18 protein-coding genes and 1 riboswitch are annotated in these 21,302 nt (G+C 40.4%); of the genes, 15 read left to right on the top strand and 3 right to left on the bottom strand.

The window, feature by feature from the left end; genetic code table 11:
* Positions 1 to 6 precede the first annotated feature (6 nt).
* From J5A74_01495 to J5A74_01480, 4 genes are all read left to right on the top strand, one after another.
* The gene (locus J5A74_01495; protein QUI96783.1) at positions 7 to 2,655 is read left to right on the top strand and encodes a calcium-translocating P-type ATPase, PMCA-type; all 2,649 of its coding nucleotides are present in this window, start codon (positions 7 to 9) and stop codon (positions 2,653 to 2,655) included.
* Between the two features lie 199 nt (positions 2,656 to 2,854).
* Positions 2,855 to 4,477 (top strand): trypsin-like peptidase domain-containing protein, encoded by a 1,623-nt coding sequence (locus J5A74_01490; protein ID QUI96053.1) that lies wholly within the window; start codon positions 2,855 to 2,857, stop codon positions 4,475 to 4,477.
* 250 nt (positions 4,478 to 4,727) lie between these two features.
* On the top strand, positions 4,728 to 5,885 hold the full coding sequence (locus J5A74_01485; GenBank protein QUI96052.1) for a PLP-dependent transferase: 1,158 nt from the start codon (positions 4,728 to 4,730) through the stop codon (positions 5,883 to 5,885).
* Positions 5,886 to 5,888: 3 nt separating this feature from the next.
* A complete protein-coding gene (locus tag J5A74_01480) occupies positions 5,889 to 7,064 on the top strand; it encodes a pyridoxal phosphate-dependent aminotransferase (GenBank protein ID QUI96051.1) in 1,176 nt (391 codons plus the stop codon).
* An 83-nt stretch (positions 7,065 to 7,147) separates the two neighbouring features.
* Here the strand turns inward: J5A74_01480 and srtB are convergent, their stop codons facing one another.
* Together srtB and J5A74_01470 are read right to left on the bottom strand one after the other, a co-directional pair.
* A complete protein-coding gene (srtB, locus tag J5A74_01475; GenBank protein ID QUI96782.1) occupies positions 7,148 to 7,849 on the bottom strand; it encodes a class B sortase in 702 nt (233 codons plus the stop codon).
* 141 nt (positions 7,850 to 7,990) lie between these two features.
* Positions 7,991 to 8,230 carry a hypothetical protein gene (locus J5A74_01470; protein QUI96050.1) on the bottom strand — a complete coding sequence of 80 codons (240 nt, stop codon included), beginning with the start codon at positions 8,228 to 8,230 and terminating at the stop codon, positions 7,991 to 7,993.
* Between the two features lie 129 nt (positions 8,231 to 8,359).
* On the opposite strand from J5A74_01470, the gene J5A74_01465 reads away from it, so the two are divergent.
* The 6 genes from J5A74_01465 to J5A74_01440 all read left to right on the top strand — a co-directional run bounded on the left by J5A74_01465 (position 8,360) and on the right by J5A74_01440 (position 14,693).
* Positions 8,360 to 8,911: a hypothetical protein gene (locus J5A74_01465; protein ID QUI96049.1), complete on the top strand. Its 552-nt coding sequence runs from the start codon at positions 8,360 to 8,362 to the stop codon at positions 8,909 to 8,911.
* Between the two features lie 71 nt (positions 8,912 to 8,982).
* Positions 8,983 to 10,068, top strand: coding sequence for an ABC transporter substrate-binding protein (locus tag J5A74_01460; protein ID QUI96048.1), 1,086 nt, complete (start codon positions 8,983 to 8,985; stop codon positions 10,066 to 10,068).
* Positions 10,069 to 10,073: 5 nt separating this feature from the next.
* Positions 10,074 to 11,702 carry an iron ABC transporter permease gene (locus J5A74_01455; GenBank protein ID QUI96047.1) on the top strand — a complete coding sequence of 543 codons (1,629 nt, stop codon included), beginning with the start codon at positions 10,074 to 10,076 and terminating at the stop codon, positions 11,700 to 11,702.
* Positions 11,677 to 12,645, top strand: coding sequence for an ABC transporter ATP-binding protein (locus J5A74_01450; GenBank protein QUI96046.1), 969 nt, complete (start codon positions 11,677 to 11,679; stop codon positions 12,643 to 12,645). Before J5A74_01455 ends, J5A74_01450 begins: the two co-directional genes overlap by 26 nt.
* Positions 12,608 to 13,810, top strand: coding sequence for a glycosyltransferase family 4 protein (locus J5A74_01445; GenBank protein ID QUI96045.1), 1,203 nt, complete (start codon positions 12,608 to 12,610; stop codon positions 13,808 to 13,810). Before J5A74_01450 ends, J5A74_01445 begins: the two co-directional genes overlap by 38 nt.
* Positions 13,788 to 14,693 (top strand): LysR family transcriptional regulator, encoded by a 906-nt coding sequence (locus J5A74_01440; GenBank protein QUI96044.1) that lies wholly within the window; start codon positions 13,788 to 13,790, stop codon positions 14,691 to 14,693. The genes J5A74_01445 and J5A74_01440 overlap by 23 nt, the downstream gene beginning before the upstream one ends.
* Here the strand turns inward: J5A74_01440 and J5A74_01435 are convergent.
* On the bottom strand, positions 14,690 to 14,965 hold the full coding sequence (locus tag J5A74_01435) for an N-acetyltransferase (protein QUI96043.1): 276 nt from the start codon (positions 14,963 to 14,965) through the stop codon (positions 14,690 to 14,692). The two genes, J5A74_01440 and J5A74_01435, sit on opposite strands and share 4 nt — an antisense overlap.
* A 103-nt stretch (positions 14,966 to 15,068) precedes the next feature.
* Here J5A74_01435 and J5A74_01430 point away from each other — a divergent pair, with 103 nt between their 5' ends.
* The 5 genes from J5A74_01430 to hemZ all read left to right on the top strand — a co-directional run bounded on the left by J5A74_01430 (position 15,069) and on the right by hemZ (position 21,288).
* Positions 15,069 to 15,716 (top strand): HAD family phosphatase, encoded by a 648-nt coding sequence (locus tag J5A74_01430; GenBank protein QUI96042.1) that lies wholly within the window; start codon positions 15,069 to 15,071, stop codon positions 15,714 to 15,716.
* Positions 15,717 to 15,761: 45 nt separating this feature from the next.
* Positions 15,762 to 15,879: riboswitch (FMN riboswitch) on the top strand.
* Between the two features lie 72 nt (positions 15,880 to 15,951).
* Positions 15,952 to 16,713: an ECF transporter S component gene (locus J5A74_01425; GenBank protein ID QUI96041.1), complete on the top strand. Its 762-nt coding sequence runs from the start codon at positions 15,952 to 15,954 to the stop codon at positions 16,711 to 16,713.
* 162 nt (positions 16,714 to 16,875) lie between these two features.
* Positions 16,876 to 19,167 carry a bifunctional (p)ppGpp synthetase/guanosine-3',5'-bis(diphosphate) 3'-pyrophosphohydrolase gene (locus tag J5A74_01420; GenBank protein ID QUI96040.1) on the top strand — a complete coding sequence of 764 codons (2,292 nt, stop codon included), beginning with the start codon at positions 16,876 to 16,878 and terminating at the stop codon, positions 19,165 to 19,167.
* The gene (locus J5A74_01415; GenBank protein QUI96039.1) at positions 19,167 to 19,805 is read left to right on the top strand and encodes an MBL fold metallo-hydrolase; all 639 of its coding nucleotides are present in this window, start codon (positions 19,167 to 19,169) and stop codon (positions 19,803 to 19,805) included. The genes J5A74_01420 and J5A74_01415 overlap by 1 nt, the downstream gene beginning before the upstream one ends.
* 7 nt (positions 19,806 to 19,812) lie before the next feature.
* Positions 19,813 to 21,288, top strand: coding sequence for a coproporphyrinogen dehydrogenase HemZ (hemZ, locus tag J5A74_01410; GenBank protein ID QUI96038.1), 1,476 nt, complete (start codon positions 19,813 to 19,815; stop codon positions 21,286 to 21,288).
* Positions 21,289 to 21,302 lie beyond the last annotated feature (14 nt).

Raw genomic sequence — 21,302 nt, 5'->3', positions numbered from 1 at the left:
AAGATGATAGAGCATAAGGGTTTAAATGACAAAGAAGTCGAAGAGTCCAGAAAAAAGTATGGTTCCAATGCCATTCCAGACTCTGAACCAACTACGATGTGGAAGGAATTTTTGGAGACATTTAAAGATCCAATGATTCGAATTTTGCTTGCCATTGTAGTATTGATGTTGATTATGTTTGCACTTGGTTACGCAGAGATTTATGAGCCAATTGGAACCATTGTTGCCATTATTATTGTTGCGTTTGTTACGGCAAAGACAGGTGTGGCAAGTGATACAAAGTACAGAGAGCTAAAAGAAAGTAGTAAAAACGACGAATGTAAGGTTTACCGCAATGGTATGATTACTGTGATTGATGTCGATGATGTTGTTGTCGGAGATAAGGTGCTGTTGCAATCGGGAAATAAAATTCCGGCAGATGGTGTCTTAATTGAAGGAAAGATGACCGTAGACAACTCCGCACTCAATGGTGAGGCCGAGGAGTGCAAAAAGGAAGCGACAGATCCATCTTTTGAGCTCACAGAAAATGTAACGGGTGATACATTCGTTGATCGCCACAGTCTATTTCGCGGTGCCGTTGTCTTTGATGGCGAGGGAATTTTAGACATTCGAAAAGTTGGATTGAAGACAATGATGGGAAAGATGGCACAGGAGATGCAAGAAGACGAGCCAGATTCCCCATTGAAGGTAAAGCTTGCAAAGTTGGCCAATCAAATCTCAACTTTTGGATATATCGGTGCAATTGTGATCGCTGTCTTGTATATGATTAACTTTATTGTCAGGGCAGGGGGCGTTGGCCCATATCTTGCACAGGGATGGCCAGTCGTACTAGAAAATGTCATTAATACAGTGTCCCTTTCTATTTTAATTATTGTATGTGCTGTGCCAGAGGGATTGCCACTGATGATTTCTTTGGTATTGATGCAAAATACAAGCAAGATGTTAGCTCACAATGTCTTAGTAAGAAAGGCCGAGGGTATTGAGACGGCAGGTTCTTTAAATATCCTCTTTAGTGATAAGACAGGAACCATCACCAAGGGAAGATTGGAAGTTGTTGAGTTTTTCCTTGGAAATGGCATGAACATTGAGCTGAACAAGATGAGCAATTACAGTGCGATTAAGGGAAATATCGACTTTGCCATTGGTAAAAACTCACAATCTCTATTTGATGCCAATCACCAGGTTATCGGCGGAAATGCCACTGACCAGGCATTGATGAAGTTTTTGGGTGAAACAACCTATCATACGCTGGAAAGTGATGAGAGATATCAAATCAGTGATATGCAATCCTTTAATTCTACAAATAAGTTTAGTCAATCGAGAATTGATGCACTTGGAAAGACATTCTATAAGGGTGCACCAGAGAGACTTTTAAAGGCGACAAAGTACTTGGCAGAAGATGGCACAGTCAAGACCATCGACAAGGAAGCACTCAATCGAAAGATTGATGAACTCGCTGAAAAGGCTATGCGTGTTTTGGCCTTTGGCTATTCAGAAAAGCCTATGGTGAAAAATGAAATCAACGATGACATTGTCCTTATTGGTCTTGTTGGTATTCGAGATGATGTTCGTGCAGAGGCAAAGGAAGCCATTGCACAAGTAATGAGAGCAGGAATTCAGGTAGTGATGATTACAGGTGACCGCCTAGAGACAGCAGCTGCTATTGCAAAAGATGCAGGTCTACTTAAGAAAGATACAGATAAAGTTCTTTCCTCTGCCATTTTAAATGAGATGAGCGATGAAGAAGTTAAAAAGATTATTCCTGATATTCGTGTAATTGCTCGAGCACTTCCTACCGATAAGTCAAGAATGGTACGACTTTGCCAAGAGATGAACTTAGTTGTCGGAATGACGGGAGATGGTGTCAATGACTCGCCAGCTCTAAAAAGAGCCGATGTTGGCTTTGCGATGGGAAGCGGAACAGAGGCGGCAAAGGAAGCAGGAAAGATTGTTATTCTCGATGACAACTTTAGATCCATCAAGGATGCCATTCTCTATGGTAGAACGATCTACCACAATATTTTAAAGTTTTGTACCTTCCAGTTGGTCATCAATGTTGTGGCCGTGATTGTCAGTGCAATTGCCCCATTTTTTGGTGTTGTAGAGCCATTGAAGGTAACCCACTTGTTGTTTGTCAACCTTGTTATGGATAGTCTTGGTGCGATTATGCTTGGAAATGAGCCAGCACTCGATACCTACATGCAGGAAAAGCCTCGTGTAAGAGATGAGAGCATTATTAGCAAGAAGATGATGAGTCAGATTCTGATTATGGGCATTTGGATGACGATTGTCAGCTTTATCTTCTTAAAGGTACCATTCTTTGCTAGTATGTTTAAAAGTGATGAGCAACATAAGACAGCCTATTTTGTATTCTTTATTCTCGCTGCACTGTTCAATGGATTTAATGTGCGAAGCGAAAAGTATGCCATCTTTGATCGACTCGACGAGAACCCAGGGTTCCTTCGTGTAGAAGCATTGATTATTGCTGTACAGTTTTGTATTGTCAATGCGGCACTCATTCCACTTGCTCCATTCCAGTGGATTGGACAGATGTTTAGCTGCGTGCCATTTGGCATTCAGGGATGGATTACCGTAATTATTCTGGCTGCGACAATGATTCCAGTCGATTTAATCCGCAAGTCCTTGACAAAGTAACAAAGTAAGAATTCATCAGAACGGATGAATAAATCACAGAAAAGAGCTTGTAGCACAATGTGTTACAGGCTCTTTTTTCACGAATTCGTCAATGGAAAGACACGAATCTATCAATAGAAAGACACAAATTCAACACAAAGCCTTTGTATACTCTAGGCATAGTTAAGAAAGAACAAACGAAGTGGAGAGGAGTTTGATTATGGATAACAAGAACATTTTTGATCATGAGAATATAGAAAATACAGAGAACACACAGAATGTGGAGAATACAGAGGAAGTAAATCATATCACAGAGGATATTAGTGATTTTGAGGATGCGGGAATGAGCGCATACGAAAAGGTCAGCAAGGAAATAGAAAAAGAGAGGGAAGAACGGGAAAAGGAGGAAGAAAAGATGGCTGATAAGCAAACAGTGGAGCAAGAAATTGAAAAAGACATTCCAGTAAAAAAGGTTAAGTTTAAAAAGAGAAATTCTTTTGCAAAGAGAGCGGTTGCATTGGTTGCTTCAGCAGCAGTCTTTGGCTGTGTAGCTGGTGGAACAATGGTTGGTGTCAACAAGGTTGCACAACAGACAGGATTTGTTTCCTCAGGAAAGAAGGTTGCACTTGGAAGTAATCTTGCATCCACTGGAGATGTAAATAGTGCAACAACTACAGCAACTACAGAAAATGATAGCACAACAACTTCTACACTTGGAAGTACCGCAGATGTATCGAAAATTGTAGAAAAGGCAATGCCATCCGTTGTGGCGATCAATGGTACACAGACTGTGAAACAACAGAATGTATTTGGTCGCTCCCAGTCCTATCAAGCGGAGTCCAGTGGTTCAGGTATTATTATTGGAGAAAATGATGAGGAACTTTTAATTGTCACCAATAACCATGTCATTGCAGACACAGATTCTTTGAGCGTTGTCTTTGTGGATAACAAGGAAGTAAAGGCCAGCGTAAAGGGTGGAGATGCCGACAATGATATTGCAGTCATTTCTGTTAAACTCTCCGATATTCCAGAGGAGACAAGAAAGAGCATTACATTGGCAAGTATCGGAAATTCGGACAATGTCAAGGTAGGTCAGGGTGTTGTAGCCATTGGTAATGCCCTTGGATATGGTCAGTCTGTAACCGTTGGATATATTTCTGCACTCAATCGTGAGGTAAAGACAGATGCCAATACTTCAAAGTCTTTGATGCAGACAGATGCAGCGATCAATCCAGGAAATTCAGGTGGTGCACTCTTAAATATGAATGGAGAAGTCATTGGCATTAATTCAGCAAAGTATTCTTCTACACAGGTAGAGGGTATGGGTTATGCAATTCCAATTTCTAAGGTTCAAGATATTATTACAAGCTTATCAAATAAGCCAACCAGAACCGTTGTTGCCGAGGATAAGCAGGGGCTTTTGGGTATTCAGGGACAGGACATCAATGATGAGATCTCCAAGGCCTATGATATTCCAAAGGGTGTGTATGTCTATAAGATTGTTGAAAATGGGGCAGCAGCAAAGTCTGAATTGCAGGAAAAGGATGTGATCACAAAGATTGATGGAGATAGTGTAAGCAATATGGAAGGCTTGAAGAAGAAGCTGACCTACTATGCAAGTGGTGAGAAAGTGACCTTGACCGTACAGCGATTAAATGGAAGCAAGTACGAGGAAAAACAAGTAGAAGTTACTTTAGGATCAAAGGCAGATATGCAGCAGTCGTCTGGTACAGAAGAAACACAAAAGAATAGAACAAATGATGGTGCAACTGCACCAGAACAAGGTCAAAGCAATGATCAGAGTGGATTGGAAGATCCATTTGCACAGTTCTTTGGAAACTAGAGGAAACTAGAAAAATCCACTTCTAGAACTTGAATATGATCGCAATAGTGTGCTAGAAGAATAGAACAGGTGCAAGGTAGAATAGGGACTTTTGGAGTTTGAATAAACTTTGAAGGTCCTTATTTTTTCTGTTTAGGGAAGGAAGAACGATGGCAGGAATCAAAGTTAACGCTTGTTGACAAAGGAGAGATTTTGCAATAAAATAAGCATATTAAACCTATATAAATAGTATGCAAAAGGCGGAGGCAAAATGAACAAATATAATATCGAGACGCTTTGCGTTCACAATGGACAAAATATCACGGATGATCATGCATTTGGGGCAATTTCTGTGCCAATTTATCAATCAGCAACCTTTGCTCATCCAGGAATTGGACAGACCACAGGCTATTATTACACGAGGGAGAGCAATCCAACCAGAACAGAATTGGAAGAGATAGTCAATACATTGGAGCACGCTTATGACACCGTGGCCACATCATCAGGAATGGCCGCACTGAGCATTGTGCTTGAACTTTTTGGCGAGGGAGATCACTTTGTATGTTCAGAGGACTTGTATGGAGGATCGGTACGAATTTTTGACACCATTGGTGTAGAAAGAGGAAGAGAATTTTCTTATGTTGATACCACAGACTTAGCTGTAGTGGAAGCTTCAATCAAAGAAAACACAAAGGCCATTTATATTGAGACGCCAAGCAATCCAACCATGCAGGTGAGTGATTTAGTTGCTGTCTCAGAAATTGCAAAAAAGCATGGTGCACTTCTTATTGTGGATAATACATTTTTATCTCCATATTTCCAAAATCCGATTGATCTTGGTGCAGATATTGTAGTTCACAGTGGAACAAAATATCTAGGTGGACATAATGATACATTGTCGGGATTTTTAAGTGTCAATACAAAGGAACTTGCAGAAAAGGTAAGACTACTCTATAAGACGATCGGGATGCAGCTTTCTCCATTTGACAGCTATTTAATGATCAGGGGAATTAAGACTTTGGCTGTTCGCATGGAAAGACAACAGGAAAATGCAATGAAGATTGCCCAGTGGTTAAAGCAAAATGACCGAGTGGAAAAGGTCTACTATGTTGGTCTTCCAGAGCATCCAGGATATGAGATTAACAAAAAGCAGGCAAGAGGATTTGGTGCAATGATTTCCTTTACCTTAAAGGACGAAAAGACAGCAAGAAAAATCCTTGAAAATGTCAAGGTGTTTAGCTATGCGGAGAGCCTTGGAGGAGTAGAATCTTTAATTACTTATCCAATGCTTCAGACACATGGAGATGTTCCAGTAGAAATTCGTGAGCGTCTTGGCATTACAGAGACATTCCTTAGAATGTCGGTAGGAATTGAAAATGTAGATGATTTGATTGCTGACCTTGATCAAGCCTTTGGCGAAAAGGAGTAATGTATGGAGAAATATAATTTTGATCAGATTATTGACCGCAGGGGAACAAATTGCTTAAAGTATGATTTTGCTGTGGAGAGAGGAAAAGATGCAGATGTGTTGCCACTTTGGGTTGCCGATATGGACTTTCAAGTGGCAGATGGGATTAGAGAAAGACTGCACCAAAGTGTAGAACATGGCATTTTTGGTTACAGTGAGTCAAAAGAGGATTACTATCAAGCTGTTGCAGGTTGGTATAGAGAAAATTTCTCTTGGGAACCAAAAAAGAGCTGGTTAGTAAAGACTCCAGGCGTAGTATTTGCAATTGCTATGGCTGTGCAGGCCTATACAAAGCCAGGGGATGGGGTATTAATTCAACAACCAGTTTATTATCCATTTAGTGAAGTCATTAAGGATAATGGAAGAAATATTGTGAATAGCCCACTGGTTCTTAGAGATGGTCAATATAAAATGGATTTTGAGGATTTTGAAAAGAAAATTGTAGAAAATAAGGTGAAGTTATTTTTGCTTTGCAGTCCACATAATCCAGTGGGGAGAGTGTGGGATAAAGCAGAGCTGGAGAGAGTGGGAGAAATTTGCCTTCGTCACCATGTGATTGTCTTTTCGGATGAGATCCATTCAGACTTTACTTATGGAAAGAAACATTTTGTCTTTTCAAGTTTAAGACCAGAATTTGAAAAAATTTCTATTGTGGCAACAGCACCGTCAAAGACATTTAATATTGCCAGTTTTCAAGTTTCCAATGTTTGGATTGCTGATGAAAAATTGAGAAATGGATTTAAAAGAGTAAAGAGTAGTGCAGGATACAGCCAGCTCAATGGTCTGGGACTGGTGGCTTGTCAGGCAGCGTATGAGACAGGAAGAGATTGGCTTGATCAGGTAAAGCTCTATATTAAAGAGAATCTTGATTTTACCAGAGAGTATTTAGAGGAGCATTTGCCAAAATTAAAGTTAATCGAGCCAGAGGGAACCTATTTAATTTGGATTGATTTTCGTGCACTTGGTTTGAGTGAAGAAGAGAGAGAAGAGTTGATTTGTAAAAAGGCAAAGTTGTGGCTTGATAGTGGTGCGATTTTTGGTGTGGATGGTGAAGGATTTGAGAGAATCAATATTGCCTGTCCAAGAAGTGTACTCAAGGAGGCCCTAGATCGATTGAGAGAAGTCTTTGGAAATTTATAGTATAGAGTGACATCGTCTATAGGTCAAAAAATAGAGCTAGCAAATCATGTTTGCAGCTCTATTTTTCCTGTATGCTGTGGACTTTATACGGGTTTGACTACACCGACCAAAATATATCTTGCATCATCAAATTCATAACTACAGGTAGACAAAGTGACGAAGTGGTCACCAGGCTTTACAGAGTAGTGACTTTTGAATGTTGATTTTTTAATGGCGGAGTTAATCCACTTGTCAATACCTGCTTGATCAGAAAAATCCATCTGCCAAGCATTGTCATTGACATTGGCCACATAGGCGGCAACAAAGTGAATTTCATACTTTTGATTTGGTAAAACGAGCATACCTGTGGGATGAACCTCATAGTAATCTTGGGAGTCATAGCTTTGTAAGCCAGCAAACATCGATCCATTTTTCATATGATGACCGTAGATAATGGTATTGACATCAGAAAAGTCAGTTTTGTTTTCATAATCCCAGAAAATACTCCCAGCAGCATTTTGCTTTTTATTTACCATATGATTGAGATAGAAATCGTTATCACTGCCTTGGACGACAGGGTAATTAATCTTGGTACCTTCGATTTTAATCCAGGCCTTTACATCAGAATTGATATTGCTGAGGGCAGAAAAATCGACGGATGGCCAGTGATTGACTACAGGAGTGAGTTCTTTTTTGGTTGTCTGCTCCTCCTTTTTTGCATTCGCATCCTCACCAGCATGATTACCTGTCTCTTGTTCTATAGTGGTTGTCTCTTCAATGCTTTCGTCTTTGACAAATTGTTCCATATTTTTGTATGTACTATCCCCTTGGAGATATCCATAGATGTGGGGAGCAGCACCAGCGATTCCAATGACAATCATTACAATGGAAACAGCCATAATAATGTTGCTGAGTAGTCTCTTGCTCATAAACTCATCCTTTAATCTCTATTCTGTATCTTCTTCCTTGTCTTGAACTTCAGTTTCGCTCTCTTTTTTGACTGGAGTTACAGGAATGTAATTGCGGTCTTCATCACTTTCGATATCCTCATCATCTTGATTCTCAAAGTCTTCTAGATCATGGGAAAGTTCCTTGTGGAAGTTTTTGTACTGTAATACATAAGCAATACCAGCAGCAATCGCTGTAGCAACAAGGGTAAAGCCAATAAAGTGGCGTAATTTCTTCATTATTTCTTCTCCTTTACTTTTTTATTATGTGCTCTATTTTACTACAAAGTTTGGTTATGGTAAAGAGTGAGCTTAGTTGTAGGGAGGTAAAAGCTGTGATAAAATTGTAAAAATAAAGGAGAGAGAACGGTGAAAAGAAGAGTTTTTTATCAAATGTTTTTTGTTACATTGTTTGGGATTGTGGGGCTTTGTGGCTGTCAAAAGAAGTTGCGTTCAGAAAAAGATCGAAATTTGAGTGCGATTGAGGAAGCACAGGTGATGATTGAAAGTTCTATGGCGGAATCTAGGAGTGCAGAGAGAGAGAGTCAGAGCAAATGGGCTGGGCAAACTGAAGGCGTGGATTATGATTTCACAAAGATGGGAACAGAGCTTATGCAGGATACAATAAAAGATGTGTTGAGCAATCCAAAGAAGTATGAGGGAAAGGTTTTTCGCATTCAGGGAGGATATGCACCGAGGGGAGAAAAAAATTACTGTGTGGTTGAAGATCTCTATAGTCTGTTGCCTGAGGGGATAGAATTTGTTGGAGATGTTGGAAGTATGGATCATTTACCAAGTGAAGAGATGGGGATTGAGGTGACAGGAACAGTAAAGCTCAGTACCGAAGGAGGAAAGACAAAATATTTACTAGAAAATGCGGGAGTACAATGGAAAAAAATAGGGCATCATCACGAAGAATAGGTGTTGAAATTTTTAGGATTTATGGCATAATGTATACAAAGGGAAAAATAATTTCACAATAGGAGGGAAAGATGTTAAAGAAATACTTAGCCTATGCAGCAATTGCGATGAGTTTAGCAGGAACTTTGATGGGATGTTCAAAAGGTGCATCAACAAACAAAGAGACAAATTCATCAGCAGCAGAGACTACCACGGTGGCCAAGGATGCAGGCTCTAGCACAGACAAATTGGAAATTGTGGCAACGAGTCAGGACTATGTGCGTCTGTTTGACAAATTTACCAAAGACACCAACATTCAGACTGAGATGCTATCGATGTCTTCTGGAGAGGTGCTTTCTAAGGTTAAGGCAGAAAATGGAACACCAATGGCGGATTTGTGGTTTGGTGGCGGAATTGATGCCTTTATGAGTGCCAAGGAAGAAGGATTGCTTGCACAAGTAAAATTAGATGCTGCGGATAGTTTAGCTCCAGAGTACAAAGACCCAGATGGCTATTGGTATACCAAGGGACTTACCATTGTTGGATTTATTGTCAATAATAATGTATTGAAGGAGAAGAATTTGACAGCTCCGGCTAGCTGGGCGGATTTAATTAAGCCAGAGTATAAGGGACAGATTTTGATGTCCAATCCTGCAATTTCAGGAACAAACTATGGTGTAGTCAATGCAATGTTACAGGTTAAGGGCGAAGATGAGGGCTGGAAGTATTTGACTGCACTCAATGAAAATATTGACTTTTATTCTAAACGAGGTGGAGATCCAAGAGAAAAGACAGCGGCTGGAGAGGTGGCCATTGGTATCACTCCAATGGACAATAAGACAGCAAAGTTGGCAGAGGAGCAAAATTGCAGTTTAGTTTATCCAAGTGATGGAATTCCATATGTGCCAGAGGGTGTGGCTGTATTTAAGGGAGCAGCACATCAAAAGGAAGCGGAGAAGTTTTTAAATTGGCTCTATAGTGATGATGAAAACTTAAAATTACTTGCAGAAATTGATGGAAAAGATACCATTAAGGTAGTAAAGCCAAGCATTGAGGGATTGAACTTGACTTTTGACACCAATACATTATTAAAAGAAGATTTATCGCTCTTTGGAAAGAATAGAGATGCCATTCTGGCCAAGTGGGATACCCTTGCTGGGGCAAAATCAGAGAAATAGTGTCCATGAAGAGAAGATATATTTTTTCTGATGGGATTGACCGATGCTTTCAGATGCTACTGATGGCATCGGTCGTTTTATTTGTTGCCTACCCACTTTTATTGGTCTTTTTCCGTCCCTTAAGCAGTTATCAAAATTTGTGGCAGGAAAATCGAGTGTTATTGGGAAATAGTATATATACAGCGGTATTCTCGGCCACATTTTCCACAATAATTGCTCTTATGATTGCCATCTATGTGGGCAGTGCACATCAAAAAATTCAAAAATTTTTTCAAATACTCTTTGTGATGACTTTGGTTTCACCGCCGTTTATTGGGGCATTGGTCTATATACAGCTGTATGGTCGAAGAGGAGTGATCACCTATATGCTCCTTCATTTGCATCTCAATCCCTACAATCGATGGGGAATTATTAGTATGCAGACTATGCATTTTGTGGCACTGAGTACGCTCTTATTCATGCAATATCTAAGAAGAATGGAGGTCAGCATTTTAAAAGCGGCCAGAGGGCTTGGAGCGAGTTGGTGGGAATGCTTTTATCAAGTGATCCTTCCTCTACTTTGGCCAGTGGTTGCTGTGGCATGGATTCTTTCCTTTATGCGGTCATTGTCTGATTTTGTTACACCTGCAGTGATTGGTGGAAATTATAATACACTGGCAGCAGAAATTTATATGCAAATGATCGGCTATGCACGCCTTGATAAGGCGGCAGCAATGAATAGTTTACTCGTAGTTCCTGCTATTTTTTCTCTTTTTCTCTATCTCTACTTAATGAAAAAGGGAAATAAAATCTATGGTGTGGACGGACGAGTGGGTGGTGAGCTCTTAGAATGGCTTCGTCCAGAGAAAAAATGGAGATATTTTTTTGGTCTGGTGTCTATTTTTTATGCCATCTTTATGGCATTACAATATCTTTGTATTTTTGTTATGGGTTTTTTAAAGTCAAAAAAGGGAAGATATTATTTTACACTTGACAATCTTCAAAAACTTTTGGGCTATAATATCAAAAGCTTTTGGGTGAGTATCAAAATTGCACTGGTGGTTGCTGTTGTAGGAACATTTTTTGCTCTCTTTTTTGCCTACTATGTGGAAAAACGAAGGGGATGGTTAAAGAAGGTCATTTATTTTTTGGCAATGATTCCCTATGTCCTTCCAGGAACTTGTTTTGGTATAGGATATATTTTGGCATTTCATCATCAGCCATTGAAATTGACACAGACAGCGTATATTATTATTTTGAATATCCTCTTTCGACAATTGCCTGTGATTATTCAATCGGCAAGTTCATCATTGGCTCAAATGAGTGAAAGGGTGGAGATGGCAGCAAGAGACTTGGGGGCGACAAAGATCGAGGTATTGAGAGATGTGGTGTGGCCAAGTTTAAAGTCAACATATGTCACAGGTTTTGTCTACAATTTTACTGGGGCAATGACGACATCGGGAGCAGTGTTATTCTTAATTACCCCAAGATATAAGATGGCAGTCTATACGCTCTATGATGCCATCAATGCGGGAGAGTACGGTGTGGCTTGTTTGATGTCGGCAATGATTATTTTGGTGTCTGTGTTCGTTTCTTGGTTGGTCAATTCTATTTTGCGGGAGAGGATGTATGCTAAAAATACAAAAGATCAATAAATTTTTTGGAGAGAAGCAGGTGGTCTGCAATTTTGACCTTGAAATGGAACGGGGGGAGATTGTATGCCTTTTGGGAGAATCTGGTTGTGGAAAGACAACGACCTTACAAATGATTGGAGGGTTTTTAAGTCCAGATAGTGGAAAAATTGAACTCAATGGTTTGGATATCACAAGGCAACTGGCAGAGGAGAGGGAGATTGCCACTGTATTTCAGTCCTATGCCCTCTTTCCCCATATGAATGTGTTTGAAAATGTTAGCTATGGGCTGCGATTTCGAAAATTGAGTAAAGCTGATCGTTTGGAAAGAGGGAAAAAGGCTCTTGAACTTGTGGGGCTTTTGGAGTTTTCTCATGTACGCATACAGGACTTAAGTGGTGGGCAGCAACAGAGGGTTGCCTTTGCCCGTGCTGTCTGCATTGAGCCAAAATTACTGCTTCTCGATGAGCCATTTAGTAATCTCGATGCCAATTTGCGCAGGAGATTGAGAAAAGATTTAAAACAATTGCAGAGGAGACTGGGGATAAATATGATTTTTGTCACCCACGACCAGGAGGAGGCCATGGCATTGGGAGATAGAATTGCCCTGATGAGGGAGGGCAGGATTGTTCAAATTGGAACACCACAAGAGATTTATCGCCACCCGAAAGATTTGTGGGTCAAGGAATTTTTTGGACAAGTCAATCAATTGTATTGGCAGGATAAAGTCCACTATCTCTATCCAGAAGAGCTTTGTTTTGTGGATGAAGAAGGAATGTGGCAGGGAAGAGTGGTGGAAAAAGAATTTCACGGTGCATCTTGGGAATATCTTGTGGACACCGAAGCAGGGGAAATTGTAATTTGCGAAAACGCAGATGTTGAGATTGGATCCTTTGTGTGCATCAATCAAAAGCTTGGGAGGGAAGAAAATGAAAATATTGAGTGTCACAGCACAGAAGCCAAATAGTACAGGTAGTGGTGTGTATTTGACAGAATTGATGAAGGAATTTGAAAAGCTTGGTCACAAGCAGGCCATTGTGGCGGGAATTTCGATGGGAGAAGAAATTGCTCTTCCCTTTGAGGCAAGTGTTTACCCTGTACAATTTATGAGCAAGGACTTGCCCTTCCCTGTTTGCGGAATGAGTGACGAAATGCCCTATACTTCCACGAGATACAAGGATATGACAGAGGAAATGGTTTTCCAATTTAAGTCCATCTTTTTGCGTGAACTAAAAAGGGCAATGGATGAGTTTTCTCCTGATCTTATTTTTTGTCATCATCTGTATTTATTGACAGCCATTGTTCGAGAGGCCTTTCCTGAAAAAAAAATCTATGGTTTTTGCCACAACACAGATTTGCGTCAAATGCAGAGTCATCCTCTGGAGAGAGAATTTATAAAAAGTCAAATTAAGAAATTGGATGGCATTTATGTGCTCAGAGAAGAGCAAATTGAGCTGGTGGAAGAAATCTATGGAGCTGAGAGAAAAAAGATTTCTGTTGTCGGAATGGGCTATAATGCCGATGTGTTTTTTGACCAGAAAAAGAGAGTGTCAGGGAAGAGAAAGAAGATTTTATTTGCTGGAAAGATTACACAAAAAAAAGGTGTGGCCAGCTTGTTGCGGGCGATGCATTTGATGAAGGAAAAAAATGTGGAGTTAGAACTTGCAGGTGGGAGTGGAAATGCTAAAGAGTATCAAGAAATTTTATCTCTTGGTCGTGGCGAAAACATTACATTTTTAGGAAAACTGAATCAAATGCAGATGGCAGATGCTTACAATCAATCAGATATTTTTGTTTTGCCTTCGTTTTATGAAGGAATTCCTCTAACAGTGATTGAGGCTATGGCCTGTGGCAACCGAGTCGTAATGACGGATTTGCCGGGGGTACAAAAGTGGATCAATCAAAATATTGAAAATCCAAATATTGACTATGTAAAAATGCCAAAGATGTATTGCATTGATGAGCCAGATCAGGAGGCTTTGCCAAAATTTGAGGAAGAGTTGGCAAAGGTGCTTGACCGAGCAGTGGAGAGTGATAGGATTAAGGCAACAGATTTGTCAAGGGTATCTTGGCGTGGGGTTGCACAAAAAGTTTTAGGGGGATGTAAAAATGATGAATTTAAGACAAATTGAAGCCTTTTATATGGTGGCAAAAAACAATAGCTTTTCAAAGGCGGCGAGGGAATTGCATTTGACACAGCCAACCATTAGTACGAATATCACAAATTTGGAAAAGGAATTGGGTACACCCTTATTTATTCGCAGTACAACCAGTGTTGCCCTCACAGAAAATGGGGAGAAACTCTATATTCAAGCTAAGCGCATTGTGGACGCAACAAAAATGATTGACCGCATTTTTGATCGGAAGCGGGAGAGAGAAATGCGAATGGAAATTGTCATTGCGGCATCCACTGTTCCAGCTCAATATCTTATTCCGCAGATTCTTTTAGAGGCGAGTAAGCAGGATAAGAGCTTGCAATTTCGTTTAATTGAGTGTGACAGCGAGGAAGTGGCCAATAAGGTGGGCAATCAATTGGTCGATATCGGATTTGCAGGAAGTGTGATTGAAAATCGCTATTGTAAATATTTGCCATTTTATGATGATGAACTGATTGTGGTAGCACCAAATAATCCATATTATCAAGGGATTCAGAGGGAACATCGAGATATTCGTTGGATTGAAGGAGAGAGGATTATTCTTCGAGAGGCAGGATCTGGAACGAGAAAAGAAGCGATGAGAGTGATGAAGCGATTGGGAATTGCGGAAGAAAATCTTAATATTGTGGCCATCATTAGTAATCCATTGACGCTTTTACAATCCATTGCAGGCGGAATGGGAATTACGGTTATATCAAAGCTGGCTGCACAAAAATACATTGAAGATGGCACGCTGCTTGGCTTTAGTTTGGGCGAGGGTGGGGCACATCGAGCGATCAGCCTCGTTTACAATAGCAAGGACAATATGAGTGAGTCCGCACAGCAAATTCAGCGTGCCATTGAAAGGCTCTATCCCTAGTGAAGAAGAACATCCTCTAATGAGGGATCTTTTTCAAAGAGCTTGACTGCATAGGAGCAGATCGGAAGAATTTTGACATTGTTCTTTCTGGCTGCGTCAATTAGGCAATAGACCAATTGCTTGGCAATACCTTGTCCACCATAGGCTTTGTCCACCTCCGTGTGTTCAATGGACCAAGTGCCAGCGTTTAAGGTGTAGTTGCACTGACCGATCAGTGCAGTGCCATCATATGCGGCACTTCGTTGATTTTCTTGTTCATAAATAATGGTCATTTTGTACCTCCTCTAAAAATTGCACATATATTTTGAATTATATAATGTTTTTTTGTAAAAAACAATGGTATAATAGGAGGAAATACAAAAAGGAGGGCTTTTTATGGTCACAGCAGTGTTATTTGATATGGATGGTTTGATGTTCGACACAGAAGTATTGCACTACCATGGATGGAAGATGGCAGGAAAGAGACAGGGATTTGAGCTTCCTCATGATCTTTTGATGAGAGTAAAGGGAAGTGCAAAGAACATTGGGAATGCAATGTTAAGCGAGGCCGTGGAGGGATTTAATCCAGAAGTGGCAAGAGAAGAAAAGACGCAATATGTACTTGATTATATCGACAAGAATGGAGTGCCTGTAAAGCCAGGGCTTGAAAAATTATTGCAATTTCTCAATGAACGAAAGATTAAATGTGCCGTGGCATCATCGACAAAGGAAGAGTTAGTCAAGAAGTTTCTGGAAATGACGAATTTGACAAAGTATTTTGACACATTGGTTTGTGGCGATAGGGTTACTCATGGAAAGCCAGCACCCGATATTTTTTTGGAGGCAGCTAGAATGGTTGGTGAAGATCCAACAAATTGTATTGTGCTCGAAGATTCCATCAATGGAATTCAAGCTGGTCATGCTGCGGGCTGTCATGTGATTATGGTTCCTGACCAGATTCCGGCGACCGATGAACTTAGAGCAATGACCGATCGAGTTATTGGTCGACTTGATGATTTGATTGACATTTTTGACGAAATTTAGGAAGTGTCTTGATTTTTGAAAAAAAATATCCTACAATAAGAAAAATAAATACTTCAGGGCGGGGTGCAAGTCCCCACCGGCAGTAAAGTCTGCGAACTGCTTTGGCAGCTGATCTGGTGCAATTCCAGAACCGACAGTGATAGTCTGGATGGAAGAAGATTGGTATACACAAGACATAGGCCCTAGTTTAAGTACTAGGGTCTTTTTGGTGCCTTCCCTGGAAAAAGGAGGAAAAATGGGTAAGTTTTTTAGTGCAATTATGGAAAATCTTGTATTTTTCACAGAATTTTTGGGCATTGTTGTCGCAGTATTTGTCCTGGCCTATGTTTTAGAGCGGTGGAGCAACAAAAGGACAGGGTACAGTGGAAAGATCATCACGACAAAGAAGATCGCGATGGTCGGTGTGTTTGCGGCGGTAAGTACCATTGCAATGATGTTTGAGGTTCCTATGCCATTTGCACCAAACTTTTATAAGATTGATTTGTCAGAGGTTCCTGTTATGATTGTTACCTTTGCCTTTGGACCAGTGACGGGTGTATTGACCGAGTTTTGTAAAATTTTGCTTAAAGTAATTTTTAAGTCAACATCGACGGCATTTGTGGGTGAACTTGCTAATTTTGCTGTGGGTTGTAGTTTGTTAATTCCTTCCAGTGTCGTTTACCTGATGAGAAAGAATCGCAATCACGCATTGATTGGAATGGTAGTGGGAACACTTTGTATGACTATCTTTGGCTCAGCCTTTAATGCCATCTATTTATTGCCAAAGTTTGCACAGCTTTATGGCATGCCATTGGATAATTTAGTACAAATGGGAACAGCGATTAATCCATCCATTCATTCAGTGACAACGATGGTACTCTTTTCTGTTGCACCTTTAAATTTAGTTAAGGGCGTGGCGGTATCTGTGGTGACCCTTTTACTTTACAAGAAGTTGAGCGTTATTATTAAGGCAGATTATGTGGATATAAAAAAAAATAGAAAGGCAACGATTGCCTAGTTATGAGCAAAAATAGAGGGAGAGTTTTCAAGTTAGCAATTGATTTGGGAACTCTCCCTTGGAATATACGAAAAAAATATAGTTTCCATTGCAATTTTTCGCTAAAATTCTTATAATATCAATATTTCAAGTATAGAAAGATAGAAAGGCGGGGATGCATATATGGATAAAGGAAGAGAACTTGTCAATAATATTGCAGAGGCCGGGGAATTGGAGAGACCAGCGGATTTTACTGATCCCGATATACTCTATAAGGAGTTGATTCGAAAGGTCGAAGGTTCGCACTCAAAAACAGAACTTGCTGTTATTGATAAAGCATATAATGTGGCCAAGGATGCGCATAAGAATCAAAAGAGAAAATCTGGAGAGCCTTATATCATCCATCCAATCTGTGTGGCTATTATTTTGGCAGAGCTAAATATGGATGCACAGACTTTGGCTGCGGCGTTGATGCATGATGTAATTGAGGATACCGCCTACAGCTATGAGGATTTGGAGAAGATGTTTGGCAAGGAGATTGCCAATCTTGTAGACGGTGTGACCAAGTTGACAAAGCTTTCGCTGACAGAGGATCGAGTGAGCATACAGGCTGAGAACTTGAGGAAGATGTTTTTTGCGATGTCAAAAGATGTGCGTGTGATGATTATTAAGCTTGCAGATCGACTCCACAATATGCGTACATTGCAATATCAGCCGCCCAATAAGCAAAAAGAAAAGGCGAGAGAGACCATGGAAATTTATGCGCCGATTGCACAGAGATTGGGGATTTCAAAGATTAAGGTCGAGCTGGATGACTATGCGCTTCGCTATCTTCAACCGGAAAAGTATGAGGAGCTTGTCAGAGGCATTGACCTTGAAAAGAGTGATAGACAAAAATTTGTCAATTCGATTGTCGATGAGATTTCTGCGGCCCTAAAAGATGCCTACGTTAAAGGGGAAGTGAAGGGAAGGGTAAAGCATTTCTTCTCTATTTATAAGAAAATGACTAGGCAGAATAAGACATTGGATCAAATTTATGATTTATTTGCTGTGCGAGTCATTGTCAAAGAGGTCGCAGAGTGTTATCAGGCACTTGGAATTGTTCATCGCTTGTATCGCCCAATTCAGTCTAGGTTTAAGGACTATATTGCAGGACCAAAGGCCAATCAATATAGCTCTATTCATACTACAGTGATGACCGAAGATGGTAAACCATTTGAAGTACAAATTCGAACCTATGAGATGCACAGAGTGGCGGAATATGGTATTGCCGCCCATTGGAAGTACAAGGAAGATGGAAATGGTGCAAGAGTTATTGACTTGACTGACCAAAAGATGAATTGGTTGCGAGAAGTCTTGGAGACGATGGGCGATGTCAAAGACAATATTCAATTTTTAAAGCAGATCAAGGAAGAATTTGATTTATTGTCAGGAAGAGTCTATTGTTTTACACCACAGGGCGATGTGAAGAGCCTGCCTTTAGGCTCAAATGTCATTGATTTTGCCTATTCGATTCATTCGGCTATTGGAAATAAGATGGTGGGAGCAAAGGTCAACGGAAAGTCTGTTCCCATTGATTATGTCATTCAAAATGCCGATCGAGTTGAGGTGCTTGTCTCTCAAAATTCTACAGGGCCAAGTATGGATTGGTTGAGAATTGTGCATACCGTTCAGGCAAAGAACAAGATCAATCAGTGGTTTCGAAACCAGTCAAAGGAAGAAAATATTGCTCGAGGTAAGGAATTACTTGAAAAGGACAGCAGAGCAAAGGGGATTGAGCTTGCCAAAATCAATCGGCCAGAGTTTCAGGAAAAGGTGCTCAGAAGGTATTCGATTCAGGGATGGGATACCCTGCTTGCGACTGTTGGTCGAGGTGGATTGAAGGAAGGTCAGATTGTCAATAAGCTCTTAGATGAGTACAAGAAGTCACAAAAGAAAAATATGACAGACGAAGAGCTGATCAAGAGCATCAAAGAGGCGACAAAAACTCCTGACAAAGTAAAGATTCGAAAGGCGAATAATGGTGTCATTGTCAGAGGACTTGAGGGAAATGTGGCGATTCGATTGATGCGCTGTTGTATGCCAGTGCCAGGTGATGAAATTGTTGGTTTCATTACAAGGGGGCATGGCGTATCGGTGCACCGAACAGATTGTGTCAATATTATTCATCTTCCAGACAATGAAAGAGAGCGTCTAATTCCTGTGGAGTGGCAAAGTCTCAAGGAGACCATAGAGACCTATAGCGTGGAAGTATTGATCTATGCACAAAATCGTACAGGCATTTTCCTTGATATCAGCAAGGTGTTTTCAGAGAAAAATATTGATATCAAATCACTCACATCAAAGGTGAGTAAACAAGAAATAGCGACGATGAAGATTAGTTTTGATGTCAAGGGAACAGAGGAACTTCGTGTATTGCAGGCCAAGCTTAGACAAGTTCCAGGTGTGATGGATATAGAAAGGGCAACAGGATAATGAAAAAATTAGAGTTTTTAGTTCAAGTGCTCGGTATGGTGGGAACCAATACCTATACTTGTTTTCATAAAGAAAACAGAGAATGCATTATTGTTGACCCAGCAGATGAGGCATCAGAGATTATGAAGCAAATTTCTCAAAATCATCTGCTGCCGAGGGCAATTTTTTTGACTCATGGACATTTTGATCATATTCAGGCTGTCGATGAGCTCAGAAAAGAATATGGCATCAAAGTCTATGCAAGTGCAGAAGAAAAGTCCTTGCTTGAAGATCCTAATGCCAATGCTATTTGGGACTTTGTTCACCAGAGAAAAAAGGTGGTTGCAGATGAGTACCTCAAAGATGGGGCAAAGATTTTTTTCCTTGATTGTGAGTGGGTGATGATGGCAACACCAGGACACACAAAGGGATCTTGCTGTTATTATTGTGAGAGCGAGGATATTTTGTTTTCTGGAGATACCTTGTTTCGTGAAAGCTATGGAAGAGTGGATCTTCCAGGCGGTTCGCAGATAGAGATTGAAGATTCCATCCGTGGGAAGTTATTTCAACTGCCTGAGAGGACCTTGGTTCTTCCAGGACATGGTGGTGCGACAACGATAGAATACGAAAAGCTGCACAATCCATTAGCAGCAAATTGAGGCAGAAATGATTGAAATACTACTAAAGGATGTCTTGTTTGAACAAGACATCCGAGAATTGCTGATGGCTTTTTATCCAGGGGAGGAGTTTATTCACGAATCTGGAGCAAAAGCCTTTCTTACTTTTTGGGCGGAGCATTTGGAAGATCACTATAGAGCCTTTCTTCGCTTTGGAGATGGAAGCAAAAGAGAGTTTACATTTAGGGAGCACACAGAGCGGATTGACACAAAGAATGAATTGAAGAGAAATTTGTATCAAATCTTGGCAGAGGAGACAGGAAAATCCCTGCCGTGGGGAACACTCACCGGGATTCGCCCAACTAAAATTGCAATGAAAATGCTCGAAGAGGGAAAGAGCGAAGAAGAAGTAAAAAGACATTTACAAGAGGTCTATTTGGTTAGCGATGAAAAGACAAAGTTGTGTATTTTGACAGCGAAAAGGGAAAAGGAAATTCTGGATCCTTTGGACTATCAAAATGGCTGGAGTCTATATATTGGCATTCCATTTTGTCCGACAAGATGTGCGTATTGCTCCTTTACCTCCTATCCTATTGACCGCTGGAAAAATGGTGGGGCAGATGAATATCTGGCATCACTAAAAAAAGAATTGGTTGCGGTGGCCAAAATGATGAGAAAAAGAAAGTTGCAGACTATCTATATGGGTGGGGGAACACCCACTTCTCTTTCTCCAGAACAGATAGATGAGATTTTGTGCTGTGTGGAAAGAGAATTTGATCTTTCTCATCTGTTAGAAATAACCATTGAAGCAGGACGACCAGATAGCATCACAAGAGAAAAATTGGAAGTGATGAGAAGACATGGTGTGCAGAGAATCTCGATCAATCCACAGACTATGCAACAGAGAACATTGGATATTATTGGCAGAAGACATAGTGTGGAGCGAGTGAGGGAGCAATTTTTTCTCGCTAGGCAATTGGGCTTTGAAAATATTAATATGGATTTGATTGTTGGACTACCAGAGGAGAACTTAGAGGATGTACAGGATACTCTCGCTCAAGTCATGGCCCTTGCTCCTGATTCGGTGACCGTCCATTCTCTTGCTATTAAGCGTGCGGCAAGGCTAAATACCAACAGAGAAGAGTTTATCGATTTAAAGATTGAAAATACTTGGCAGATGATTGAGGCGACAGCAAGTGCTTGCCAAGAGAATCAACTGCTTCCCTATTATTTGTATCGACAAAAGAATATGGCAGGAAATTTTGAAAATGTGGGCTATGCGAAAGAGGGAAAGGTGTGCATCTACAATATTCTAATTATGGAAGAAAAACAGACGATTGTCGCCTGTGGTGCAGGGACGAGTTCAAAAATTGTATTTCCAAAAGAAGACCGCATTGAGCGTGTGGAAAATGTCAAAGACCCAAAGCTCTATATCGAGCGACTTGATCAATTGATTCAAAGAAAAGAACAATTTTTACTTGCAAAATCAGACACAGACGCTAAGATAGATGTATACAATAGATGAAAGGTTTAGAGAAA

The organism is Lachnospiraceae bacterium oral taxon 096, from assembly GCA_018141845.1.
GTDB lineage: Bacteria > Bacillota > Clostridia > Lachnospirales > Lachnospiraceae > F0428.
The sequence above is the reverse complement of the archived record's forward strand: the minus strand, read 5'-3'. Positions and strand labels throughout refer to the sequence as shown.